The following is a 17,549-nucleotide window of genomic DNA, read 5'->3' as shown; positions in this document are numbered from 1 at the left end:
GCCGTACGGTCCGTCCTGCGACCGCACGGTCCGTCCTACGACCGCACGGTTGTACGACGCCTTCAGGAGGTGACCCGTACCGAGTCCAGCACCCGGCCGGCCGCGTCGGCGCCGTCGGACTCCCGGATCTGCACGTAGAGCTGCGGCTGCGCGGTGCCGTCGGCCGGGGTGAGGGCGGCCTCGGTGAGCGAGCCGTCGTCGCCGGGGCAGCCGCTCCAGGTGCGGACCTCGCCGTGCCAGTCGTCGCCGCTCCAGGCATGGCCGCCGGTGTAGTGGCAGCCGGAGTGCCTGAGGGCCTCGAGCTCGGCGGTGACGTCGCCGTGCTCGCTCAGGCCGAGGAAGACGCCGTTGACGGGGGAGCCCAGGTCCTGCCACCGCGAGAGGCCGTCGGCGACGGACAGCCCGGGCTCCTTCCCGGCCCGCAGCCCGAGCACCGCCGGGTCCCAGCCGGAGGCGCGCACCTGGCCGCCCCACTCCGCGGGCACCTCGACGTGCAGCCGCCCGGAGGCGTCGGCGATGCGCACGCCGTCGTCCTTCGCGGGCGGCGACCGGTGCAGCAGCACGGCGGCGACGGTCCCGCCGACGACCACGGCGACGGCGGCGAGGACGGCGGGGAGGAGCAGCCTCCGGGGGCGGCGGGCAGCGGGGGCGGCCACGGAGGTGGGGGCGGCCGCGGACGCGGGTGCGGGGGCGAGGGCGGGAGCGGGAGCGGGAGCAGGGGTGGACGCGGGGCGCGTTTCCGGCTCGGGCTCGGGCTCGGGCTCGAGGTCGGGCTGGGTGTCCGGCTCGGGCTCGGCGCTCGCCGTGTCCGCCAGCCGGTCCAGCTCCTCCGCGAAGGCCAGCGCCGTGGGCCAGCGGTCCTCGCGGTCGGGGGAGAGGGCGCGCAGCAGGGCGTCGCACACCCCGGGGGCCAGGCCGGGGCGCAGCCGGTCGGGGCGGACCACCCTGCCGGGCGGTCCGGGCACCGTACCGGTGACGAGGTGGTAGCCGAGGGCGCCCAGTCCGTAGACGTCGGCGCGGGCGTCGATGCCGGCGCCGGGCTCGGCCTGCTCGGGCGGCCGGTACCCCTCCGACCCCGCGGCCATCGTCAGCCCGGACGCCTGCGCCAGGCTCTTGGCCAGGCCCAGATCGGCGAGGAGCAGCCGCTCGCTGCCGTCGGGGGAGGAGTGCAGCAGCACGTTGGACGGCTTGATGTCCCGGTGCACGATCCCGGCCGTGTGCAGCGCCTGGGCGCCGCGCGCCGCGAGCGCGGTGAGCCGCAGCGCCTCGGGTACGGGCACGGGGGCGCCCGCGGCCAGCGCGGGATGGTCGGCGAGGGTGCCGCCGTCGGCGTACTCCATGACGAAGTACGGCCTGCCGTCGGGGAGTTCACCGATGTCGTAGACCTGGGCGACCCGGCTGGAGCCGGCCCGGCGCAGCAGCCGCGCCTCCTCCAGGAACCGTTCCCGGACGTCGAGCCGGCCGGCCCAGTTCTCGGCCAGTACCTTCATCGCGACGGGGGCTTCGAGCACGTCGTCCCGGGCGAGCCAGACCACCGCGAAGGCACCACTGCCGAGCCGTCGTTCGAGGCGGTACCGGCCGATCCGCTCCAACGAGTGCATACGACTATCATGCCTGGCGCCGATCGACGTCTGAGGAGGCACCCGGTGCAGGACACCGCAGGGACCGAGGAACTCGCCCGGCGGGCGGCCGGGGGTGACGGGGCGGCGCTGGAGGAGCTGCTCGCGGCGGTCCGGCCGGAGGTCGTACGGCGGTGCGGGCGTTTCCTGCCGTGCCGGGAGGACGCGGAGGAGGCGGCGCAGGACGTGCTGCTCCAGATCGCGCGGCGGATCTCGACGTTCGAGGGGCGCAGCCGGTTCGGGACGTGGCTGTACACGGTGGTGGCGAACTGCGCACGGCAGAAGTACCGGGAGCTGAAGCGGCGGGCGGCGGAGGGGGCGGCTCCGCCGGTGGAGACGGTGCAGGTGGCCGACCCGCGGACGACGAGCGTCATCGCGGGCTCGCGGATCGACCTCCTCGAGGCGCTGGAACGGCTGGAACGGGAGGCTCCACTGCTGGTGGAGCCGCTGGTGTACCGGGATCTGTGTCAGCTGGAGTACACGGAGGCGGCGGAGCGGGTGGGGGTGCCGCTGGGCACGTTCAAGTCACGCCTGCATGAGGCACGGCGCCGGGTGCGGCCGTGGCTGATGGGCGCCTCGTAGCGCGGGGGTACGGGTTGCCGGGCGGCAGCGGGTGGGTCGGTGGTGGCTCGCGCGGTTCCCCGCGCCCCTGAAAGCAGTGGGGCGCCCCCCGGCTTTCGAGGGACGCGGGGACCTACGGGGCATCCACCACAGGAGGGTCGCCCCACGGCAGCGTGAGCGCCGCGCGCAGCGCCATCACCGCATCCGCCCCGACCCGCTCGGCCAGCACCCCCTCGATCACCCCCAGCGTCGCCTGTGCCCGCCCGTGCACCCGCTCCCCCTCCGCCGTCATCACGATCAGCCGGTTCCGCCCCGACGCCGGATCCGGCCGCTGCTCCAGCAGCCCCATCCCCACCAGCCCGTGCACCGCCTGGTGCGCCGTCTGCCGCGTCACCCCCATCCGCCGCGCCAGCTCCGCCACCGTCGTCCCCCCGGCGTCGAGGTTGGCGAACACCATCCCCTGCGCGCTGGTCACCGGCTGCTCCCCGGCCGCCCGCATGCTCGTGAACAGCGCCTCCTCGAACCAGCGCTTCGCGCCGGTCAGCAGCATGGGCATGTTGGGGGACGCGGCTTCGCTCATAACTCCTCGGATCATCGGGCCCCCGAAATCCTCGGATCATCGGGCCCCCGAGCATACGGCGCCGGGGCACACCCCCCTCTGTCCCCGGTCACACCCCTTGCGGCCCCGCGAATGTCAGGTAGCCTGACGTTTTATGACCATCGAGTTCGCCCGCACCCACCACCGCCCCGGCTCCCTCATCCCCACCGACCCGGGCAAGCCGTACTTCATCGAGAAGGGCGCCGGCGACCGCGCCCACCTCTTCGGTGACCTGTTCACCGTCTACGCCGGCGGCCCGCAGACCGAGAACACCTTCAACTTCTTCACCTGTGAGGGCCCCAAGGGCGACATCATCCCGGCCCACTCCCACCCCGACACCTACGAGGTCTTCTTCCTCACCCAGGGCGCCGTCCGCCTCTTCGTCGAGGACACCGAGGGGGAGCAGTATGAGAAGCTGCTGACCGCCGGCGACTTCGGCTTCGTCCCCAAGAACTGCCCGCACGCCTACCGCATCGAGCGCCACCACAGCCAGATCGTCGGCGTGGCCGCGGGCCCCGGCGGCACCTTCGAGCGGTTCTTCGAGGCCCTCGGCACCCCCACCGACGAACCCGGCCTGCCGCGGAAGCCGTTCATCCCCGAGCGGGAGAAGTTCGCCACCGTGCCGCAGACGTACGACGTGACGTTCCTCCCCGACCACCAGTGGCGCACAGGCACCCCGGACGCCTGACCCGCACCCTTCCGCACTCCGTTCCCCGCTCAGGAGGCCCCCGTGCCACCGTCCCCCGCACTCCGCCCCCACCTCGCACCGCCCGACCCGGCCACCCTTCCCCTGCCGCCCGCCGCCGAGCCGGAGGACGGCGTACGGCTGCTGCGTGCCGTCCCGTACGCCGTGCGCACCGGCAGCCGGCCCCTCGCGCTCGACCTGTGGCTCCCGGCCGGGCCGCAGCCCGCGCCGCTCCCGGTGATCGTGTTCCTGCACGGCGGCGGCTGGCGCACCGGGCTGCGCGACCGGCTCGGCCCCCGGTTCCGGGACTGGCGGCCGGGTCCGTTCGCCCGCCTGGTCCGCGCCGGGTTCGCGGTGGCCTGCCCCGACTACCGGCTCAGCGGCGAGGCCACGCACCCCGCCCAGCTCGACGACGTCACCGCCGCGCTCGGCTGGCTGCGCGCCCGCGCCGGTGAACTCGGCCTGGACGGGGGGCGGTTCGTGACGTGGGGGGAGTCGGCGGGCGGTCACCTCGCCGCCCTGCTGGCGCTCACCGCACGGCCCGCCGTGGCCGGCTGCGTCGTCTGGTACGGCCCGGCCGACCTCGCCACCACGCCTGCCGACCCCACCGACCCGGCCACCCCGGAGGCTCTGCTCCTCGGCGCCGCCCCCGCCGACGTACCCGAACGGGCCCGCGCCGCCAGCCCCGTCGCTCATGTCACGGCCGACGCGCCCCCGTTCCTGATCCTGCACGGCACCGAGGACACCGCCGTCCCCTTCGCCCAGGGCGAGGCCCTCGCCGCCGCACTGCGCGCGGCCGGGGCCGAGGCCGACTTCCGGCCCGTACCCGGCGCCGAACACGTGTGGGTCGGACTGCCCGAGGAGAAAGTGGAGGAGGTCTTCGCGGCCTCCCTCGACTTCGCCCGCCGCCGCACGGCCGGATGACCCTTCGCCCGCCGCCGCACGGCTGAATCGACTCCCTGAACCGGACGTCCGGCCCGGCCGCCCGCCATACCGCCGCAACACGCGCCGTCTACACTCTCCCCCCGGGCCCTGTCGTCACATTGCCGCCCGGCCCGCCCTCCGGGCGGACGACGGCAATGTGACGACAGGGCCCGGCCTGCTCGCCAGTGACCGGCGCTGACCGGCCAGTGACCAGAACAAGGCAGTTCCCGGCCACACCCGAAGGGTTTGCGGCGTCTTGATACGCATAGATTCAGTCACCAAGCGGTACCCGGACGGCACGGTGGCGGTCGACCGGCTGTCGCTCGAGATCCCGGACCGCTCCATCACGGTTCTCGTCGGGCCGTCCGGCTGCGGCAAGACGACGACCCTGCGGATGATCAACCGGATGATCGAGCCCAGCGAGGGCACCATCCTGATCGACGGCGTCGACATCCAGAAGCAACCGGTCAACACGCTGCGCCGGGGCATGGGTTACGTCATCCAGAACGCGGGCCTCTTCCAGCACCGCACGATCGTCGACAACATCGCGACCGTGCCCCGGCTGCTGGGCTGGAGCAAGGACCGGGCGCGCGGCCGGGCCCGGGAGCTGATGGCGCGGGTCGGCCTGGACGCCTCGCTCGCGAGCCGTTACCCGTACCAGCTCTCCGGCGGTCAGCAGCAGCGCGTCGGCGTCGCCCGCGCGCTCGCCGCGGACCCGCCGGTGCTGCTGATGGACGAGCCGTTCTCCGCCGTCGACCCGATCGTGCGCAAGGGCCTCCAGGAGGAACTGCTGCGCATCCAGGAGGAGCTGGGCAAGACCATCGTCTTCGTCACGCACGACATCGACGAGGCGATCCGGCTCGGCACGATGGTCGCCGTGATGCGTACCGGCGGTCACCTCGCCCAGTTCGCGCCGCCCGCCGAACTGCTCTCCTCGCCCGCCGACGCCTTCGTCGAGGACTTCCTCGGCGCCGACCGCGGTATCCGCCGGCTGTCCTTCTTCACCTCCGCCGGGCTGGAGCTGACCACCGCGCCCGTCGTCGCCGTCGACACCACCGCCCGGCAGCTCGCCGCGCGCGAGGCCACGAACACCGCCCCGTACCTCCTCGTCACCGACCTCGACGGCAAGCCGCTCGGCTGGTGCGCCCCGGCGGACTTCCCCGGCGCCGAACCCGGCCAACTGCTCTCCTTCGGCAGGCCGTTCGAGTCCGGCAAGGACTCGCTGCGGGCCGCCCTGGACTGCGCGGTGCTCTCGCCCACCGGCTGGGCGGTCGCCGTCGACGCCGAGGGCCGGGCCGTCGGCGTCGCCTCCCAGGAGACCATCGGTGAGGCCATCCGCGCCGCGCACGCCGAGCGCCGGAAGGCGGACGTCGCCGGATGAACGGCTTCTTCGACATCCCCAGCGACCTCCAGCACAGCTGGCTCGGCCTGATCGGGCTGCATCTGCGCGAGGCGCTGATCCCGGTCCTGGCCGGACTCGTCCTGGCGCTGCCCATCGGGCAGCTGTGCGTGCGGGTGCGCTGGCTGTACCCGCCGGTGCTGTGGGTGACGACGGTGCTGTACGCCGTCCCGTCGCTGGCGTTCTTCGTCGTCCTCATCGACTACACCGGCCAGAGCGAGACCACGGTGATGATCCCGCTCGCCGTGTACAGCCTGGTGGTGCTCGTCCCCGCCATCGTCGACGGCGTCCGCTCGGTCCCCCAGGAGACCCTCGCCGCCGCCACCGCCATGGGCTTCGGACCCGTACGCCGCTACCTCCAGGTGCAGTTGCCGATCGCGGTGCCCGCGCTGATCGCGGGGCTGCGGGTGGCCACCGTCTCCAGCATCTCCCTGGTCAGCGTCGGCACGCTCATCGGCAACCAGGGCGCGCTCGGCAACCTGCTCGCCGACGCGATGTTCTACCACCGGCCCGTGCTCGCGGTGAACTCCGTGGTCACCACCGCCGTCCTCGCCATCGTCATCGACGCCCTGCTGGTCCTCCTGCGCAAGGTCCTCACCCCCTGGGCACCGCCCGCCTCCGGCCGCACCCGGCCCGCCCGCCGGCGCCTCGGCCGGCCCGCCGGGGCAGGGACGGCCGTACGTCCCGAACCGGCCGCGCTCACCGTGCAGGACACCGCACCCGTGAAGGACACCGCCCGATGAACGTCCTGAACTTCATCAACGCCTTCTTCAGCGACAGCGCCCACTGGCACGGCTACGACGGCATCCCGCACCGGCTCCTCGAACACGTCCAGTACTCGCTGATCGCGCTCGCCATCGCCGCCGCGATCGGGCTGCCCGTCGGCCTGATCACCGGGCACACCGGGCGCGGCGGCACCACGCTCGCCCTCATCGCCACCGCCGCCCGGGCACTGCCCAGCTTCGGACTGCTGGTGCTGATGTTCGTCCTGCTCGGGCTCGGGCTGCTGCCGGTGATGATCCCGCTGGTGGTGCTCGCCATCCCGCCGATCCTCGTCACCACCTACGAGGCGGTCCGCACCGTCGAGCCCGCCCCCGTCGACGCGGCCCGCGGGATGGGCATGACCGAGCCGCGCATCCTCTTCCAGGTCGAACTGCCGGTCGCGCTCCCGCTGATCCTCAGCGGTCTGCGCTCGGCCGCCATCCAGATCGTCTCCACGGCCACGATCGCCGCGTACGTCAGCCTCGGCGGCCTCGGCCGCTACATCGTCGACGGCCTCTACCAGCGCAACTACGAGAAGGTCGTGGGCGGCGCCACCCTGGTGGCGGTCCTTGCCCTGGCCACCCTCGGCCTGTTCTGGGCGGCGGCACGGGCGGCGGTCTCGCCGGGGGTGCGGCGCAGCTGAGCGGGAGCGGGGGCGGCGTCAGAGGGTGTCCGCGTAGAAGGACGCCAGCCGCTCGACCGCACGGCCGACGTACTCCGGCCGGTCGTAAAGGTCGTAGTGGCCGGCGCCGTCGACGACGAAGAGGTCCTTGCGGCCCGGCGCCCTGTCGAACAGCTCCTGCCCGTCGCGGCGGGAGCCGAAGGACCCGGTGCGGTCGCCGACCACGATCTGGAGGGGCTGGGTCAGCAGCTCCTCCACCAGGTGGAAGGCGTCGAACGCGAGCATCGAGGCGATGCCGCGGTGCGCCAGCCGGTTGACCGACCGCTCGTGCCGGCCGCGCGGAGTGAGGTAGTAGTCGACCGCCTCGATCAGGTCGATGTCCGTGACACCGGCCTCCGCCAGGTTCTCCGGGCCGTCGGGGAGCCACGCCGTGAGCGTCGGATCCTCGCCGCGGGCCTCGGCCGTACGCCGCTTCCCCACCTCCTCGAGCCGCTCGACGACGGACCCGCCGGCCCGCCGGGCCCGGCCGATGTTCACGGGCACGACGGCGCCGACCGCCCTGATGCGGTGCTCGGTCATGGCGGCGTTGACCGCGTAACCGCCGCCCGCGCACACCCCGAGCACGCCGATGCGCTCCTCGTCCACGAAGGGCAGAGTGGTGAGGTAGTCGACGGCGGACCTGATGTCCTCGACGCGGGTGGCCGGCTCCTCCAGATGCCGGGGCTCGCCGCCGCTCTCGCCCTGGTGGGAGGCGTCGAACGCGAGGGTGGCGTACCCCTTGGCCGCGAGATGCCGGGCGTAGAGCCCGGCCGTCTGCTCCTTCACGCCGTTGCCGGGATGCACGCAGACGAGCGCCGCGTGGCGCCGGCCGGCGACGGAGCCGGGCGGGACGCGGAGGTGACCGGCGAGGCCGACGCCACGGCTGTCGAAGGTCACGTGGTCCGGGGCGGGTGGTGCGGTGGTGTCCATACGGGGGAGTCTGCCGAGCGTAAGGTGGACTGTGAATGCTTTGTGGTCCCAGATACTTGAATGAGAGTCCGCCCATGTCCGTCGACCCGCTGTCGGACGTGCTCGCGCTGGTGCGGGCCCGATGCGAGATCACCGGTGGGCTGCGCGCGGGCGGCCGGTGGGCGCTGCGTTCCGGGCCGCGCGCGGAGGTCAAGTTGGACGCCGTGACGGACGGCGCCTGCTGGCTCCTCGCTCCCGGCCGGCTCCCGCTGCGACTGGCCGCGGGCGACGTCGTCGTCCTCAACGGCGCCGGACCGGTGGTGCTGTGCAGCGACCCCGAGGAGCGCCCGGTCGAGGAGGCGGAACTCCCCGCGTCGGCGCCGGGCGCGCTCCACCGGCTCGGCAGCGGCGGGGACGTGACGATCGTCGGCGGGCACGTGGAACTCGACCCGGCCGCCGCGGAGTGGTTCACCTCGGCGCTGCCCGACGTCCTGCACGCGGCCGCGCACGGCGTCGAGGCGGCACGGATGCGGAACCTCCTCGAAGAGATCGTCGAGGAGACGGCCCAGGCCCGGCCGGGCGCCGCGTTCGCCCGGCACCAGCACGCGCAGCTCCTGCTGCTGCACGCCCTGCGTGTCGGAGTGCGCGGCGGTGCGGGCCTGCGTCCCGGCTGGCTGCGCCTGCTCGCGGACGCCCGTTTGCGGCTCGCCGTGGCGGCCGTGCACGCCGATCCCGCGCGCCCCTGGGGGCTGCGGGAGCTGGCCGCGGTGGCGGGCATGTCGCGCAGTCACTTCGCCCGGCGGTTCCGCGAGGTCGCGGGGCAGACCCCGCTGGCGTACCTGTCCCACTGGCGCGTCCGGCTGGCCCAGCAGGCGCTGCGCGACTCCGACACGACGGTCGCCGCACTGGGCGAGCGCCTCGGCTACGCCTCGGAGAGCTCCTTCAGCCACGCGTTCCGCCGTGTCGTCGGCATGTCTCCGAGCCGGTACCGCCGGAACGCCGCGGACGGAAGCTGAGCGGAAGTCATCCCTCCGTGCGGGCCAGCGCCAGTTCCAGGACCGTCAGCAGCGCGTCGCGGACGGAGCCGCGTTCGCGGGCGTCGAAGACCACGACCGGCACCTGGTCGGCCATGTCCAGCGCCCAGCGCACCTCGTCCAGCGAGTGCTCCACCATTCCGTCGAACGCGTTCAGCGCGACGGCGAACGGGATGCCCCGGTGCTCGAAGTAGTCGACGGCCGCGTAGCAGTCGTCGAGGCGGCGGCTGTCGACGATGACCAGTCCGCCGACCGCGCCCTCCACCAGGTCGTCCCACATGAACCCGAACCGGTCCTGGCCGGGCGTACCGAACAGGTACAGCTTCAGGGTCGGGTCGATGGTGATGCAGCCGAAGTCCATCGCGACCGTGGTGGTCGTCTTGGCCGGGGTGTGGCTGAGGTCGTCCACCCCCGCCGCGACCTCGGTGATGGCCGCCTCGGTGGTGAGCGGCTCGATCTCCGAGATGGAGCCGACGGCGGTGGTCTTGCCCACGCCGAAGCCGCCCGCGATCACCAGTTTGACCGGCAGCGGCGGCCGTTCGGCGGTCACCGCGCCGCCGTGGGCGGCCGGTTCAGTCGGAGTCACGGAGTACCCCCCGGGAGTCGGGGATGGCACGGAGGCCATCGATAACCCTTCGCAGTACGGAAGCGTCGCGGACGATGTCGGTGCGTGGTACGTGCACCGACAGCTGTCCCTCGGCGCGCAGGTCCTCGGCCAGGACGCGGACCACGTTCAGATGCAGCTTCAGCCGGGCCGCGATCTCGGCGAGGGACTGCGGCCGCCGGCAGGCGGCGACGATGTCGTGCTGCTCGAACGACAGCCGCTCCAGCGCCTCGATCCCCGCGGTGGTCGCCACCACCTGGGTCTCGACCGGGATCGGGCGGCCGGACGCGGTGCCCGCCACCCGGCCCGCGGTGACCAGGAACGGCCGGACCGCGGGGGCCGGGCCGACAGGGGTGCCGTCCGGGCCGGTGAAGCCGTGCGCGCCGGCGGGCGCGTGGCCGTCCGCCATCGGTGATTCTTCCTCCCTCGACCCGGCGGCGACCGGTCATCCCGCCGACGCGGCGCCGACGCTGTTCTTCAGTTCGAGTACGAGCTGCGGGCTCAGCGCGGCGCCGGCGCGGTTGGCGAACAGCGTCATCTCGTAGGCGATGTTGCCCAGCTTGGCCTCCTTGTCGGTGACCACGCCGAGGACGGCGCCGCTGCCGATCGCGGAGACCAGCACATGGCCGCCCTCCAGATCGATGATGACCTTTTTGAGGCCGCCCAGACCGTAGTTGCCGGAGGCGCCCGACGCCAGGCTCGTGATGCCGGAGACGATCGCGGCGAGCCGCTCCGAGTCCGCGTGCTCGCGCAGCTCGGAGACGGCGATGAGCAGACCGTCGGAGGACACGGCGATGGCGTCGACGACGCCGGCGGTCTCGGTGGCGAAACGGTTCAGGAGCCAGGTGAAGTCGGCCGCGGCAGCCCGCAGGTCCGTCGGCGAGGCCCCGCCCATGGAGGTGTCACCTGTCGACGTTGTCACTGCTCCGCTCCTTCCGGGAGGTGGTTCTGGTCGTGCGTGGCGCGGGGGGTGGCTGAGGACGTGGGGGATACGGAGGGAAGCGTACGTGGGCCGTCGGCGGGGTCGGTGCGCGCGTCGCGGTTGGCGCGGGCGACGGCGGCCTCGAACTCGTCGAGCGCGTCGCGGACGGCCTCGGCGTCGGCGGGCCGCAGCGGCTCCGCGGCCCGTTGCGCGGCCGCGTCCCCGACGGTCGTCCGCAGGGTCGCCCCCCGCACCCGCCGCCGCAACGGCCGGACACCGCCGGCCGCGGCCTCGCCGTCCGGGGCGGACGGTACGGCGGGGCCGGTCCGGCGCGGCGAGCCGCTGCCCCCGGGCACCTCGTCGTCACGGTGCGCCCGGGGCACCTCGGTGGTGTGGTCCCGGTACGCCCGGGGGGCGTCGTCCGGGTACGCACGCGGGGTGCCGGCGTGGTGGTCGCGGGGCGCCTCGGCGGTCTCGTCCCTGTCGGCCCGGAGAGCGTCCGCGTGGTCGTCCCGGTGCGCCCGCGAGGCGTCGGTGTCGCGGTGCGGGGCGGGGCCCGGCTCGGCTCCGTACCCGGCGCCCTCCGTGAGATACGGCCGGTCCCGCTCGGACCGCAGCGGAGTCTCCGTCCGCGGTCGCGGTACGAGCGGCGTCCGTGTGCCGTCACCGGCGGGCTCCGGTCCGGACCCGGCGGAACCGGCCCGTCCGGCGGCGTCGGCCTCGGGGGCCCGCTCGGCGGGGGTGTCGTCCATGGACGTCCGTCCGGTGGGGCCTGCTTCTTCCGTCACCCGCCGGGAGGTGCCCGGCCGGGCCGGGAGACGGCCGGGGCCGTCGGCCTCGGGCGCCCGCTCGGCGGGGGCCGCCTCCTCCGCGTCCCGGCGCGGGACACGGCGGGGGAGCGGGACGAGCGGGTCCCCGTCGGCCGGCATCGGCTCGGCGGAGCCGGCGTCCGCGCCTTCCGCCGCACGGCGGGCGGCCCACGCCGGGGTGCGACCGGTGTGCTCGTCGGCCGCCGCGGAGCCGGGGTCCTCGGACCGTGCCGTCCGCGACGCCGCCGGCAGGGCCCTGCGGGGCTCGGCAGGCGCGACCGCGGGGGCGTCCGCCGGGCTTCCGGCGACCGCGCGCCCACCGTCCGGGGCCGCCGACGGCGTGCCCGCGAGCCGTCCGCCGCCGGCCGACGCGGGTGCGTCCGCCGACAGCGGGCTCAGCGTCAGCAGCAGCGCGGACGGGAGCGCGATGCGGGAGGTGACGCCGCCGCCCGGGGTGCGGGAGAGCGTCACCGTCACACCCCAGCGGCGCGCCAGCGTGCCGACCACGAACAGGCCCAGCACCTTCGTCGGCACCAGGTCGAGCCGCTCGCGGCGCACCAGTCGCGCGTTCTCCTCGGCGAGCCGCTCCGTGCTCATGCCCAGACCGTGGTCCGCGATCTCGATGTGCGCGCCGTCGCCGTCCGCCCGCACCGCCACCTCGACCGGGCTGCGCGCGGGCGAGAACGCCACCGCGTTCTCGATCAGTTCGGCCACCATCAGCGTCAGGTCGCCGATGATGTCCGGCTCGACCATGACCTCCGTGTCGGCCCGCAGCACCACCCGCTGATAGCCCTCGATCTGCCCCAGCGCGGCCCGTACGACGTTGGTGAGCGCGGTCGGCCCCGCGTCCAGCACGGTCTCGCGGATGCCGGCCAGCAGCATCAGGCTGTCGGCGTTGCGGCGCAGGCGCACGGCGATGTGGTCGATGCGGTAGAGCCGGTCGAGCAGCGCGGGATCGGTCTCGCCGCGCTCGACCGCGTCGATCAGCGCCAGCTGACGTGCCGTCAGGTTGCTGACCCGGCGCCCCACGTTGCCGAACATCTCGGCGACGTTGCGCCGGCTGAGCACCTGCCGCTCCAGCAGCGCCGCCGCCGTGCCCTGCACATGGTTGAACGCCTCGGCGAGCTCGCCGATCTCGTCGCGCACGGCCACCGGCACCTCGCTCAGCCGCGGCGGCCCCGCGTCCTCCGCGTCGTCGTCGGCCACCCGGGCCAGCTCGCGGCCCGCCACCTCGGCGACCCGCTGCGCGGCCCCGGTCAGCGCCGTCACCGGCCGCACCACGGACCGCCGTACGGCGACCGAGAAGCCGAGCCAGAGCACGAACCCGAGCAGTGCGGCGGCGAGCAGCCAGCCGGCCCGCCACCAGGCGTCGGAGGAGGCGTCGTCGGCCCGGCCGGCGATCTGGTCGGTCAGTGAGGTGGTGATCTTCAGCCGGGACTCGGCCTGGGCGCGGTAGTCCGGGTAGGTGCCGAGCGCCGAGGTGAACGCGCGGCGCAGCTGGGCGGGCCCCTTGGCCTGCAACGCGCTCGGATCGACCTGGAGCTCGGCGTACTGCTGGGCGATCGTGGCCTGCGGGCCGTCGCGCTCCATGCCGCCCAGCTCGTCGGCCTGCGCCTCGGTGGCGAAGCGGCCGAAGCGGTCGGCCTGGTACGTGTACAGCTGGTAGGCGCCGACCGCGCTGTTGAACTGGATCAGCGCGTTGCTGTCACCCGTGGTCGCGGAGAACACGTTGGTCTCGAACGCGCTGTGCGCGGCGTCGGCGCGCAGCAGCGACTCCAGCATGTTGCCGGTGAACGTGGCGGCGAGGGCGGCGTTGCGGTCCAGGCCGAGTCCGTCGATCAGGCCCTTGGCGACGCTGGTGTACGTGGGGTCGATGTTGTCGGCGGGCAGATAGCCGGCCTCGACGTTCTCCCGGAGGCTGGTGAGACCGTTGACCTCGCGCAGGGACTGCGCCTCGGTGCCGGGGAGCCGGTCGCCGAAGGCCTCACGCACCTTCTCGACCTGCGCGTCCACGGCCGCCTGCGCCTTGCGGTACCCCGTGGTGGACGGCTTCTCGCCGCTGCCGGCGGCCTCGTACCGTACGGAGAGCAGGATCGCCTGCTGGTACTCGTTCTGCACCTGGTCGACGAGGGCGGCCACCTGCACGCTGTCCCGTACGAGCTGTGCCGCGTCCGCCGCGTCGCGGGCCTGCCCCACCTGGTCGGCGATGAGGTACGACAGCAGCAACGCGACCACCGCGAGCGGGACGCCGACGAGGGCGTTGAGCTTGCGCCGGAACGGCCACCGGTCGGCGAATCGACGGATACCGCTCGGCGGCGGCGATGGCGGTGCCGGCGCGGGGGTGGGCGAGTCCACCACGTTCGTGGACACCGAGCCTCCTTGTGGGCGTCATCACGGCGCGCGGGATTCACGAAACCGCTGTTCGGATGTTGATCGGCTGCTGATCGGTTCGGGCAGGGGCACCTGGGGCACCGCGGTTCCCCAGCGGGCGACCCCCGCACGCCCAGGCCGGCCACACCGCTCCCCGTGGTCAACTTCGGTGAGACTACCGCCTCTTGTGATCCTTGACGGGCACGCTATGTCAAGAATCCGTTACAACCCCATCAGCCCCACCGGTGAACACGCACCACATCTTCACAACAAGTCACCCACGGAAGTCACTTGTTGACCGGAAGACACTTGACTGATGAAGAAGCGGCTGGATTGGATCAGTCGGGTGCGGTGCCGGAATGACGCGTACCGTCGTCCTCGGCACACGCTCCGGGCCCCGCCCGTGCGGCCGTGCCGTCCCTCCACCCTCCACCCCCGAGTTCCGGAACGGGAATTGTGACTACCGCGAAGAGCAGCAGGTCCAGCACGAGACGATCCGGAGCGGCTGCCGTAGCGCTCGCCGCCGCCACGGCCCTTTTGGCGGCGGGGTGCGGCTCCGACGACAAGAGCGACGATCCGCTCGCGGGCGAGAAGTCGGGCGACACGGTCGTCGTCGGCTCCAACAACTTCGCCGAGAGCATCCTCATCGCCGACATCTACGGCGAGGCGCTGAAGGCCAAGGGCGTCAAGGTCGGCTACAAGCCCAACATCGGCAGCCGCGAGACCACGTACGGGCTGCTGAAGAACGGCTCCATCACGGTGCTGCCGGAGTACAACGGCGCGCTGCTGGCGTACCTCGACGCCAAGGCCACGCCGAAGACGGTCGCCGAGACGACCGCCGCGATCAACGCCAAGCTGGACAAGAAGCTGGAGCTCCTGGAGCCGGCCGCCGCGCAGGACAAGGACTCCGTCACCGTCAACGCGGACACCGCGAAGAAGCACGGGCTGACCGAGAAGTCCACCATCGCCGACCTCAAGGACATCGCGTCCGAACTGGTCATCGGCGGCTCTCCGGAGTTCCAGACCCGGCAGCAGGGCCTCAAGGGCCTGAAGTCGGTGTACGGCGTGGAGTTCAAGTCCTTCAAGGCGCTCGACGCGGGCGGTCCGCTCACCCAGGCGGCGCTGAAGAAGAACACGGTCCAGGCGGCCGACCTCTTCACCACCGACCCGACCATCACCAAGGAGAAGTTCGTCGTCCTCCAGGACCCGGAGAACCTCTTCGGGTTCGAGAACGTCCAGCCGCTCGTCTACAAGGGCGGGCTCTCCAAGGAGGGCGCGGACGCGCTGAACGCGGTGTCGGCCAAGCTCGACACGGCCGCGCTCCTCGACCTGGACGCGCAGGTGCAGCTCGAGAACAAGGACCCGCTGGACGTCGCCAAGGCCTGGCTGAAGTCCGCGGGCCTCGACTGACGGCCCACCACCGGTGAGCACGACCGCCGACGAGCCGACCCGGGTGCCCTCCGCGGAGGGCACCCGGGCGGTGCCGGACGGGCCTGACGCGGGCGCCCCCGCCTCCCCGGCCGGGGCCCGCGTCGTTCTGGACGGTGCCGGGCTGGACGTCGGCGGTGTGGTCCGGCTCGCCGACAACGATGCCGCGCCGGTTCTCACGGCCGAGGCGCTGGCCCGGGTCCGGCAGGCCTGGGAGGCGGCCGAGCGGCTCGCCGCGCGCGGCCGGCTGTACGGGCGCGGGACCGGCGTCGGCGCGCACCGGCAGGTCGCCGTCGACGACGGGGACCAGGCCACCCACGGCCTGCGGCTGCTGCGCAGCCACGCGGGCGGCGGGGGAGCGGTACTGCCGGCCCGGCAGGCGCGCGCGATGCTCGCCGTCCGCACCAACCAGCTCCTGGCCGGCGGCTCCGGCATCCACCCCGACTTCGTCGAGGCGCTCGCCGAAGCGCTGCGGCTCGGCGTCCACCCGTCGATCAGCGAGTACGGCTCGGTCGGCACGGGCGACCTGACGGCCCTCGCCCAGACGGCGCTCACCCTGCTGGGCGAACGCCCGTGGCTGGGCGGCAACCGGGCCGTCGAGACGGCGACCGGCCCGACGGCGCCTCCGCCCGCGCGCCCTGACGGGGGCGGACCCCCGTGGGCAACGGGCGCGCACCCGCCGTCGCCGTACCCGGACGGCTCCCCGATCCCGATGCCGCGCCGACCGCGGAATGGCGCGGGCGCCGTGGGGCTGGCGGGCGTTTCAGAACTGCCGGGCGCCGTGGGACTGCCGGGTGTCCCGGCGCCGGGGGGTTCCCCGGGCGGCCGGGCGTGGCCGTCCGCGCCGCAGCCGCCCGTCGCTGCGCCGCTGTCGTTCCCGTCCGCCCCGCCGGAGGCCCCCGCCCCCGCCCCCGTCGCGTTGCGGCCCGGGGACGCGCTCGCGTTGCTCAGCAGCAACGCGCTCGCGCTCGGGCAGGCCGCGCTCGTCTGCCATGAGCTCGACGTGCTGCTGCGGGCCGCGCACGCCGTGGCCGCGCTGTCGCTCGTCGCCGTCTCCGGGGCGACGGAGGCGTACGCCGCGCCCGTGCACGCCGTGCGCCCCTACCCCGGGCCCGCCCGCGCGGCCGCAGAGGTGCGGCGGCTGCTCGGGCTGCCCGACCGGCCACCGCACGGCGGCGGGCGGCGCATCCAGGACCCGTTCGGCTTCCGCGCCTTCCCGCAGGTGCACGGCGCCGCACTCGACGCCGCCGACCGGCTGCGGCACGTCGTCGAGACCGAGATCAACTGCCCCACCGAGAACCCGCTCATCGCCCCGGCGGACGACGCCGCGTACCACCACGGCGGCTTCTACGCCGCGCCGCTCGGCCTCGCCCTCGACGGGGCGGACCTCGCGCTGGTGGGCACCGCCCAGCTGTCCGCCGCGCGGCTGTCCGCGCTCGGGCGCGCGGACCTCACCGGGCTGCCGGCCTTCCTCGCGCAGGGCCCGGCGGGCAGCTCCGGGACGATGATCCTGGAGTACACCGCGCACTCCGCCCTCGCCGAACTGCGGGCGTCGGCGGCTCCCGCGTCGGCGGGCCACGCCGTGCTCTCGCACGGCCTGGAGGAGGCGGCCGGGTTCGCCTCCCAGGCCGCCCGTCAGGCGCTGCGCGCGGTGGACGCGTACCGGACGGTGCTGGCGTGCGAGCTGGTCGTGGCGGTACGGGCGCTGCGGCTGAGCGGTGCGGGGCGGGACGTACCGGCGTTCACCCTCGCGTCCGCGGCGCTGCCCACAGCAACGGAGGACCGCCCGCTGACGGCGGACGTATCCACGGCCGCAGAGCTGCTACAGCACCTGGCCACGCTGTAGCACGTGCGCGGCTCCTCCCTTGCAACCCGCACCCGACAACGCACCGCCACCGCCCCCCAGGGGCGCGGGGAACTGCGCGAGCAACCACGACCCACCCGCACCCGAGTACGCAAGGGGCGCGGGGAACTGCGCGAGCAACCACGACCCACCCGCACCCGAGTACGCACTGCCACCGCCCCCTAGGGGCGCGGGGAACTGCGCGAGCAACCACGACCCACCCGCATCCGAGAACGCACTGCCACCGCCCCCTAGGGGCGCGGGGAACTGCGCGAGCAACCACAACCCACCCGCACCCGAGTACGCACCGCCACCGCCCCCTAGGGGCGCGGGGAACTGCGCGAGCAACCACGACCCACCCGCACCCGAGTACGCACTGCCACCGCCCCCTAGGGGCGCGGGGAACTGCGCGAGCAACCAC

The 17,549-nt window shown here is 74.2% G+C and carries 16 protein-coding genes; 9 read left to right on the top strand and 7 right to left on the bottom strand.

Annotated features, from left to right (window positions below):
- Positions 1-62 precede the first annotated feature (62 nt).
- Entirely contained in the window at positions 63-1,601 is a 1,539-nt protein-coding gene (locus IO29_RS23670) for a serine/threonine-protein kinase (RefSeq protein ID WP_030381339.1), read from the bottom strand.
- 45 nt (positions 1,602-1,646) lie between these two features.
- Between IO29_RS23670 and IO29_RS23665 the strand changes: the two genes are divergently transcribed.
- Positions 1,647-2,201, top strand: coding sequence for an RNA polymerase sigma factor (locus IO29_RS23665; protein WP_030381338.1), 555 nt, complete (start codon positions 1,647-1,649; stop codon positions 2,199-2,201).
- A 112-nt stretch (positions 2,202-2,313) separates the two neighbouring features.
- Here IO29_RS23665 and IO29_RS23660 read toward each other — a convergent pair whose 3' ends face one another.
- The gene (locus IO29_RS23660) at positions 2,314-2,760 is read right to left on the bottom strand and encodes a MarR family winged helix-turn-helix transcriptional regulator (RefSeq protein ID WP_030381337.1); all 447 of its coding nucleotides are present in this window, start codon (positions 2,758-2,760) and stop codon (positions 2,314-2,316) included.
- 133 nt (positions 2,761-2,893) lie between these two features.
- Between IO29_RS23660 and IO29_RS23655 the strand changes: the two genes are divergently transcribed.
- The 5 genes from IO29_RS23655 (at position 2,894) to IO29_RS23635 (ending at position 7,191) form a co-directional block, all read left to right on the top strand.
- Positions 2,894-3,466: a quercetin 2,3-dioxygenase gene (locus tag IO29_RS23655; protein WP_030381336.1), complete on the top strand. Its 573-nt coding sequence runs from the start codon at positions 2,894-2,896 to the stop codon at positions 3,464-3,466.
- Positions 3,467-3,508: 42 nt separating this feature from the next.
- Positions 3,509-4,387 carry an alpha/beta hydrolase gene (locus IO29_RS23650; protein WP_030381335.1) on the top strand — a complete coding sequence of 293 codons (879 nt, stop codon included), beginning with the start codon at positions 3,509-3,511 and terminating at the stop codon, positions 4,385-4,387.
- A gap of 256 nt (positions 4,388-4,643) precedes the next feature.
- On the top strand, positions 4,644-5,768 hold the full coding sequence (locus tag IO29_RS23645; protein WP_030381334.1) for an ABC transporter ATP-binding protein: 1,125 nt from the start codon (positions 4,644-4,646) through the stop codon (positions 5,766-5,768).
- Positions 5,765-6,529 (top strand): ABC transporter permease, encoded by a 765-nt coding sequence (locus IO29_RS23640; protein ID WP_030381333.1) that lies wholly within the window; start codon positions 5,765-5,767, stop codon positions 6,527-6,529. Before IO29_RS23645 ends, IO29_RS23640 begins: the two co-directional genes overlap by 4 nt.
- A complete protein-coding gene (locus IO29_RS23635; protein WP_030381332.1) occupies positions 6,526-7,191 on the top strand; it encodes an ABC transporter permease in 666 nt (221 codons plus the stop codon). Before IO29_RS23640 ends, IO29_RS23635 begins: the two co-directional genes overlap by 4 nt.
- A gap of 18 nt (positions 7,192-7,209) precedes the next feature.
- Here the strand turns inward: IO29_RS23635 and IO29_RS23630 are convergent, their stop codons facing one another.
- Complete coding sequence (locus tag IO29_RS23630; protein WP_030381331.1) at positions 7,210-8,139, bottom strand: alpha/beta hydrolase; 930 nt, start codon at positions 8,137-8,139, stop codon at positions 7,210-7,212.
- Between the two features lie 74 nt (positions 8,140-8,213).
- On the opposite strand from IO29_RS23630, the gene IO29_RS23625 reads away from it, so the two are divergent.
- On the top strand, positions 8,214-9,134 hold the full coding sequence (locus tag IO29_RS23625) for an AraC family transcriptional regulator (protein ID WP_051707611.1): 921 nt from the start codon (positions 8,214-8,216) through the stop codon (positions 9,132-9,134).
- A gap of 7 nt (positions 9,135-9,141) precedes the next feature.
- Here the strand turns inward: IO29_RS23625 and IO29_RS23620 are convergent, their stop codons facing one another.
- From IO29_RS23620 to IO29_RS23605, 4 genes are read right to left on the bottom strand one after another with little or no spacing between them, the layout of a single operon-like run.
- Positions 9,142-9,738, bottom strand: coding sequence for a GTP-binding protein (locus IO29_RS23620; RefSeq protein ID WP_030381329.1), 597 nt, complete (start codon positions 9,736-9,738; stop codon positions 9,142-9,144).
- The gene (locus tag IO29_RS23615) at positions 9,725-10,165 is read right to left on the bottom strand and encodes a DUF742 domain-containing protein (protein WP_030381328.1); all 441 of its coding nucleotides are present in this window, start codon (positions 10,163-10,165) and stop codon (positions 9,725-9,727) included. The genes IO29_RS23620 and IO29_RS23615 overlap by 14 nt, the downstream gene beginning before the upstream one ends.
- Before the next feature lie 36 nt (positions 10,166-10,201).
- Complete coding sequence (locus tag IO29_RS23610) at positions 10,202-10,678, bottom strand: roadblock/LC7 domain-containing protein (protein ID WP_030381327.1); 477 nt, start codon at positions 10,676-10,678, stop codon at positions 10,202-10,204.
- Positions 10,675-13,857, bottom strand: a complete 3,183-nt coding sequence (locus IO29_RS23605) for a sensor histidine kinase (RefSeq protein ID WP_030381326.1) — start codon at positions 13,855-13,857, stop codon at positions 10,675-10,677. Before IO29_RS23605 ends, IO29_RS23610 begins: the two co-directional genes overlap by 4 nt.
- A 453-nt stretch (positions 13,858-14,310) precedes the next feature.
- Between IO29_RS23605 and IO29_RS23600 the strand changes: the two genes are divergently transcribed.
- Together IO29_RS23600 and IO29_RS23595 are read left to right on the top strand one after the other, a co-directional pair.
- Positions 14,311-15,267, top strand: coding sequence for an ABC transporter substrate-binding protein (locus IO29_RS23600; RefSeq protein WP_030381325.1), 957 nt, complete (start codon positions 14,311-14,313; stop codon positions 15,265-15,267).
- Positions 15,268-15,280: 13 nt separating this feature from the next.
- A complete protein-coding gene (locus IO29_RS23595; protein ID WP_078618402.1) occupies positions 15,281-17,131 on the top strand; it encodes an aromatic amino acid ammonia-lyase in 1,851 nt (616 codons plus the stop codon).
- Positions 17,132-17,549 lie beyond the last annotated feature (418 nt).

Origin of the sequence: Streptomyces sp. NRRL F-6676 (assembly GCF_000725625.1) — a bacterium.
Taxonomy (GTDB): Bacteria; Actinomycetota; Actinomycetes; order Streptomycetales; family Streptomycetaceae; genus Streptomyces.
Note: the sequence above shows the minus strand (reverse complement) of the source record. Positions and strands in the feature narration are given on the sequence as shown.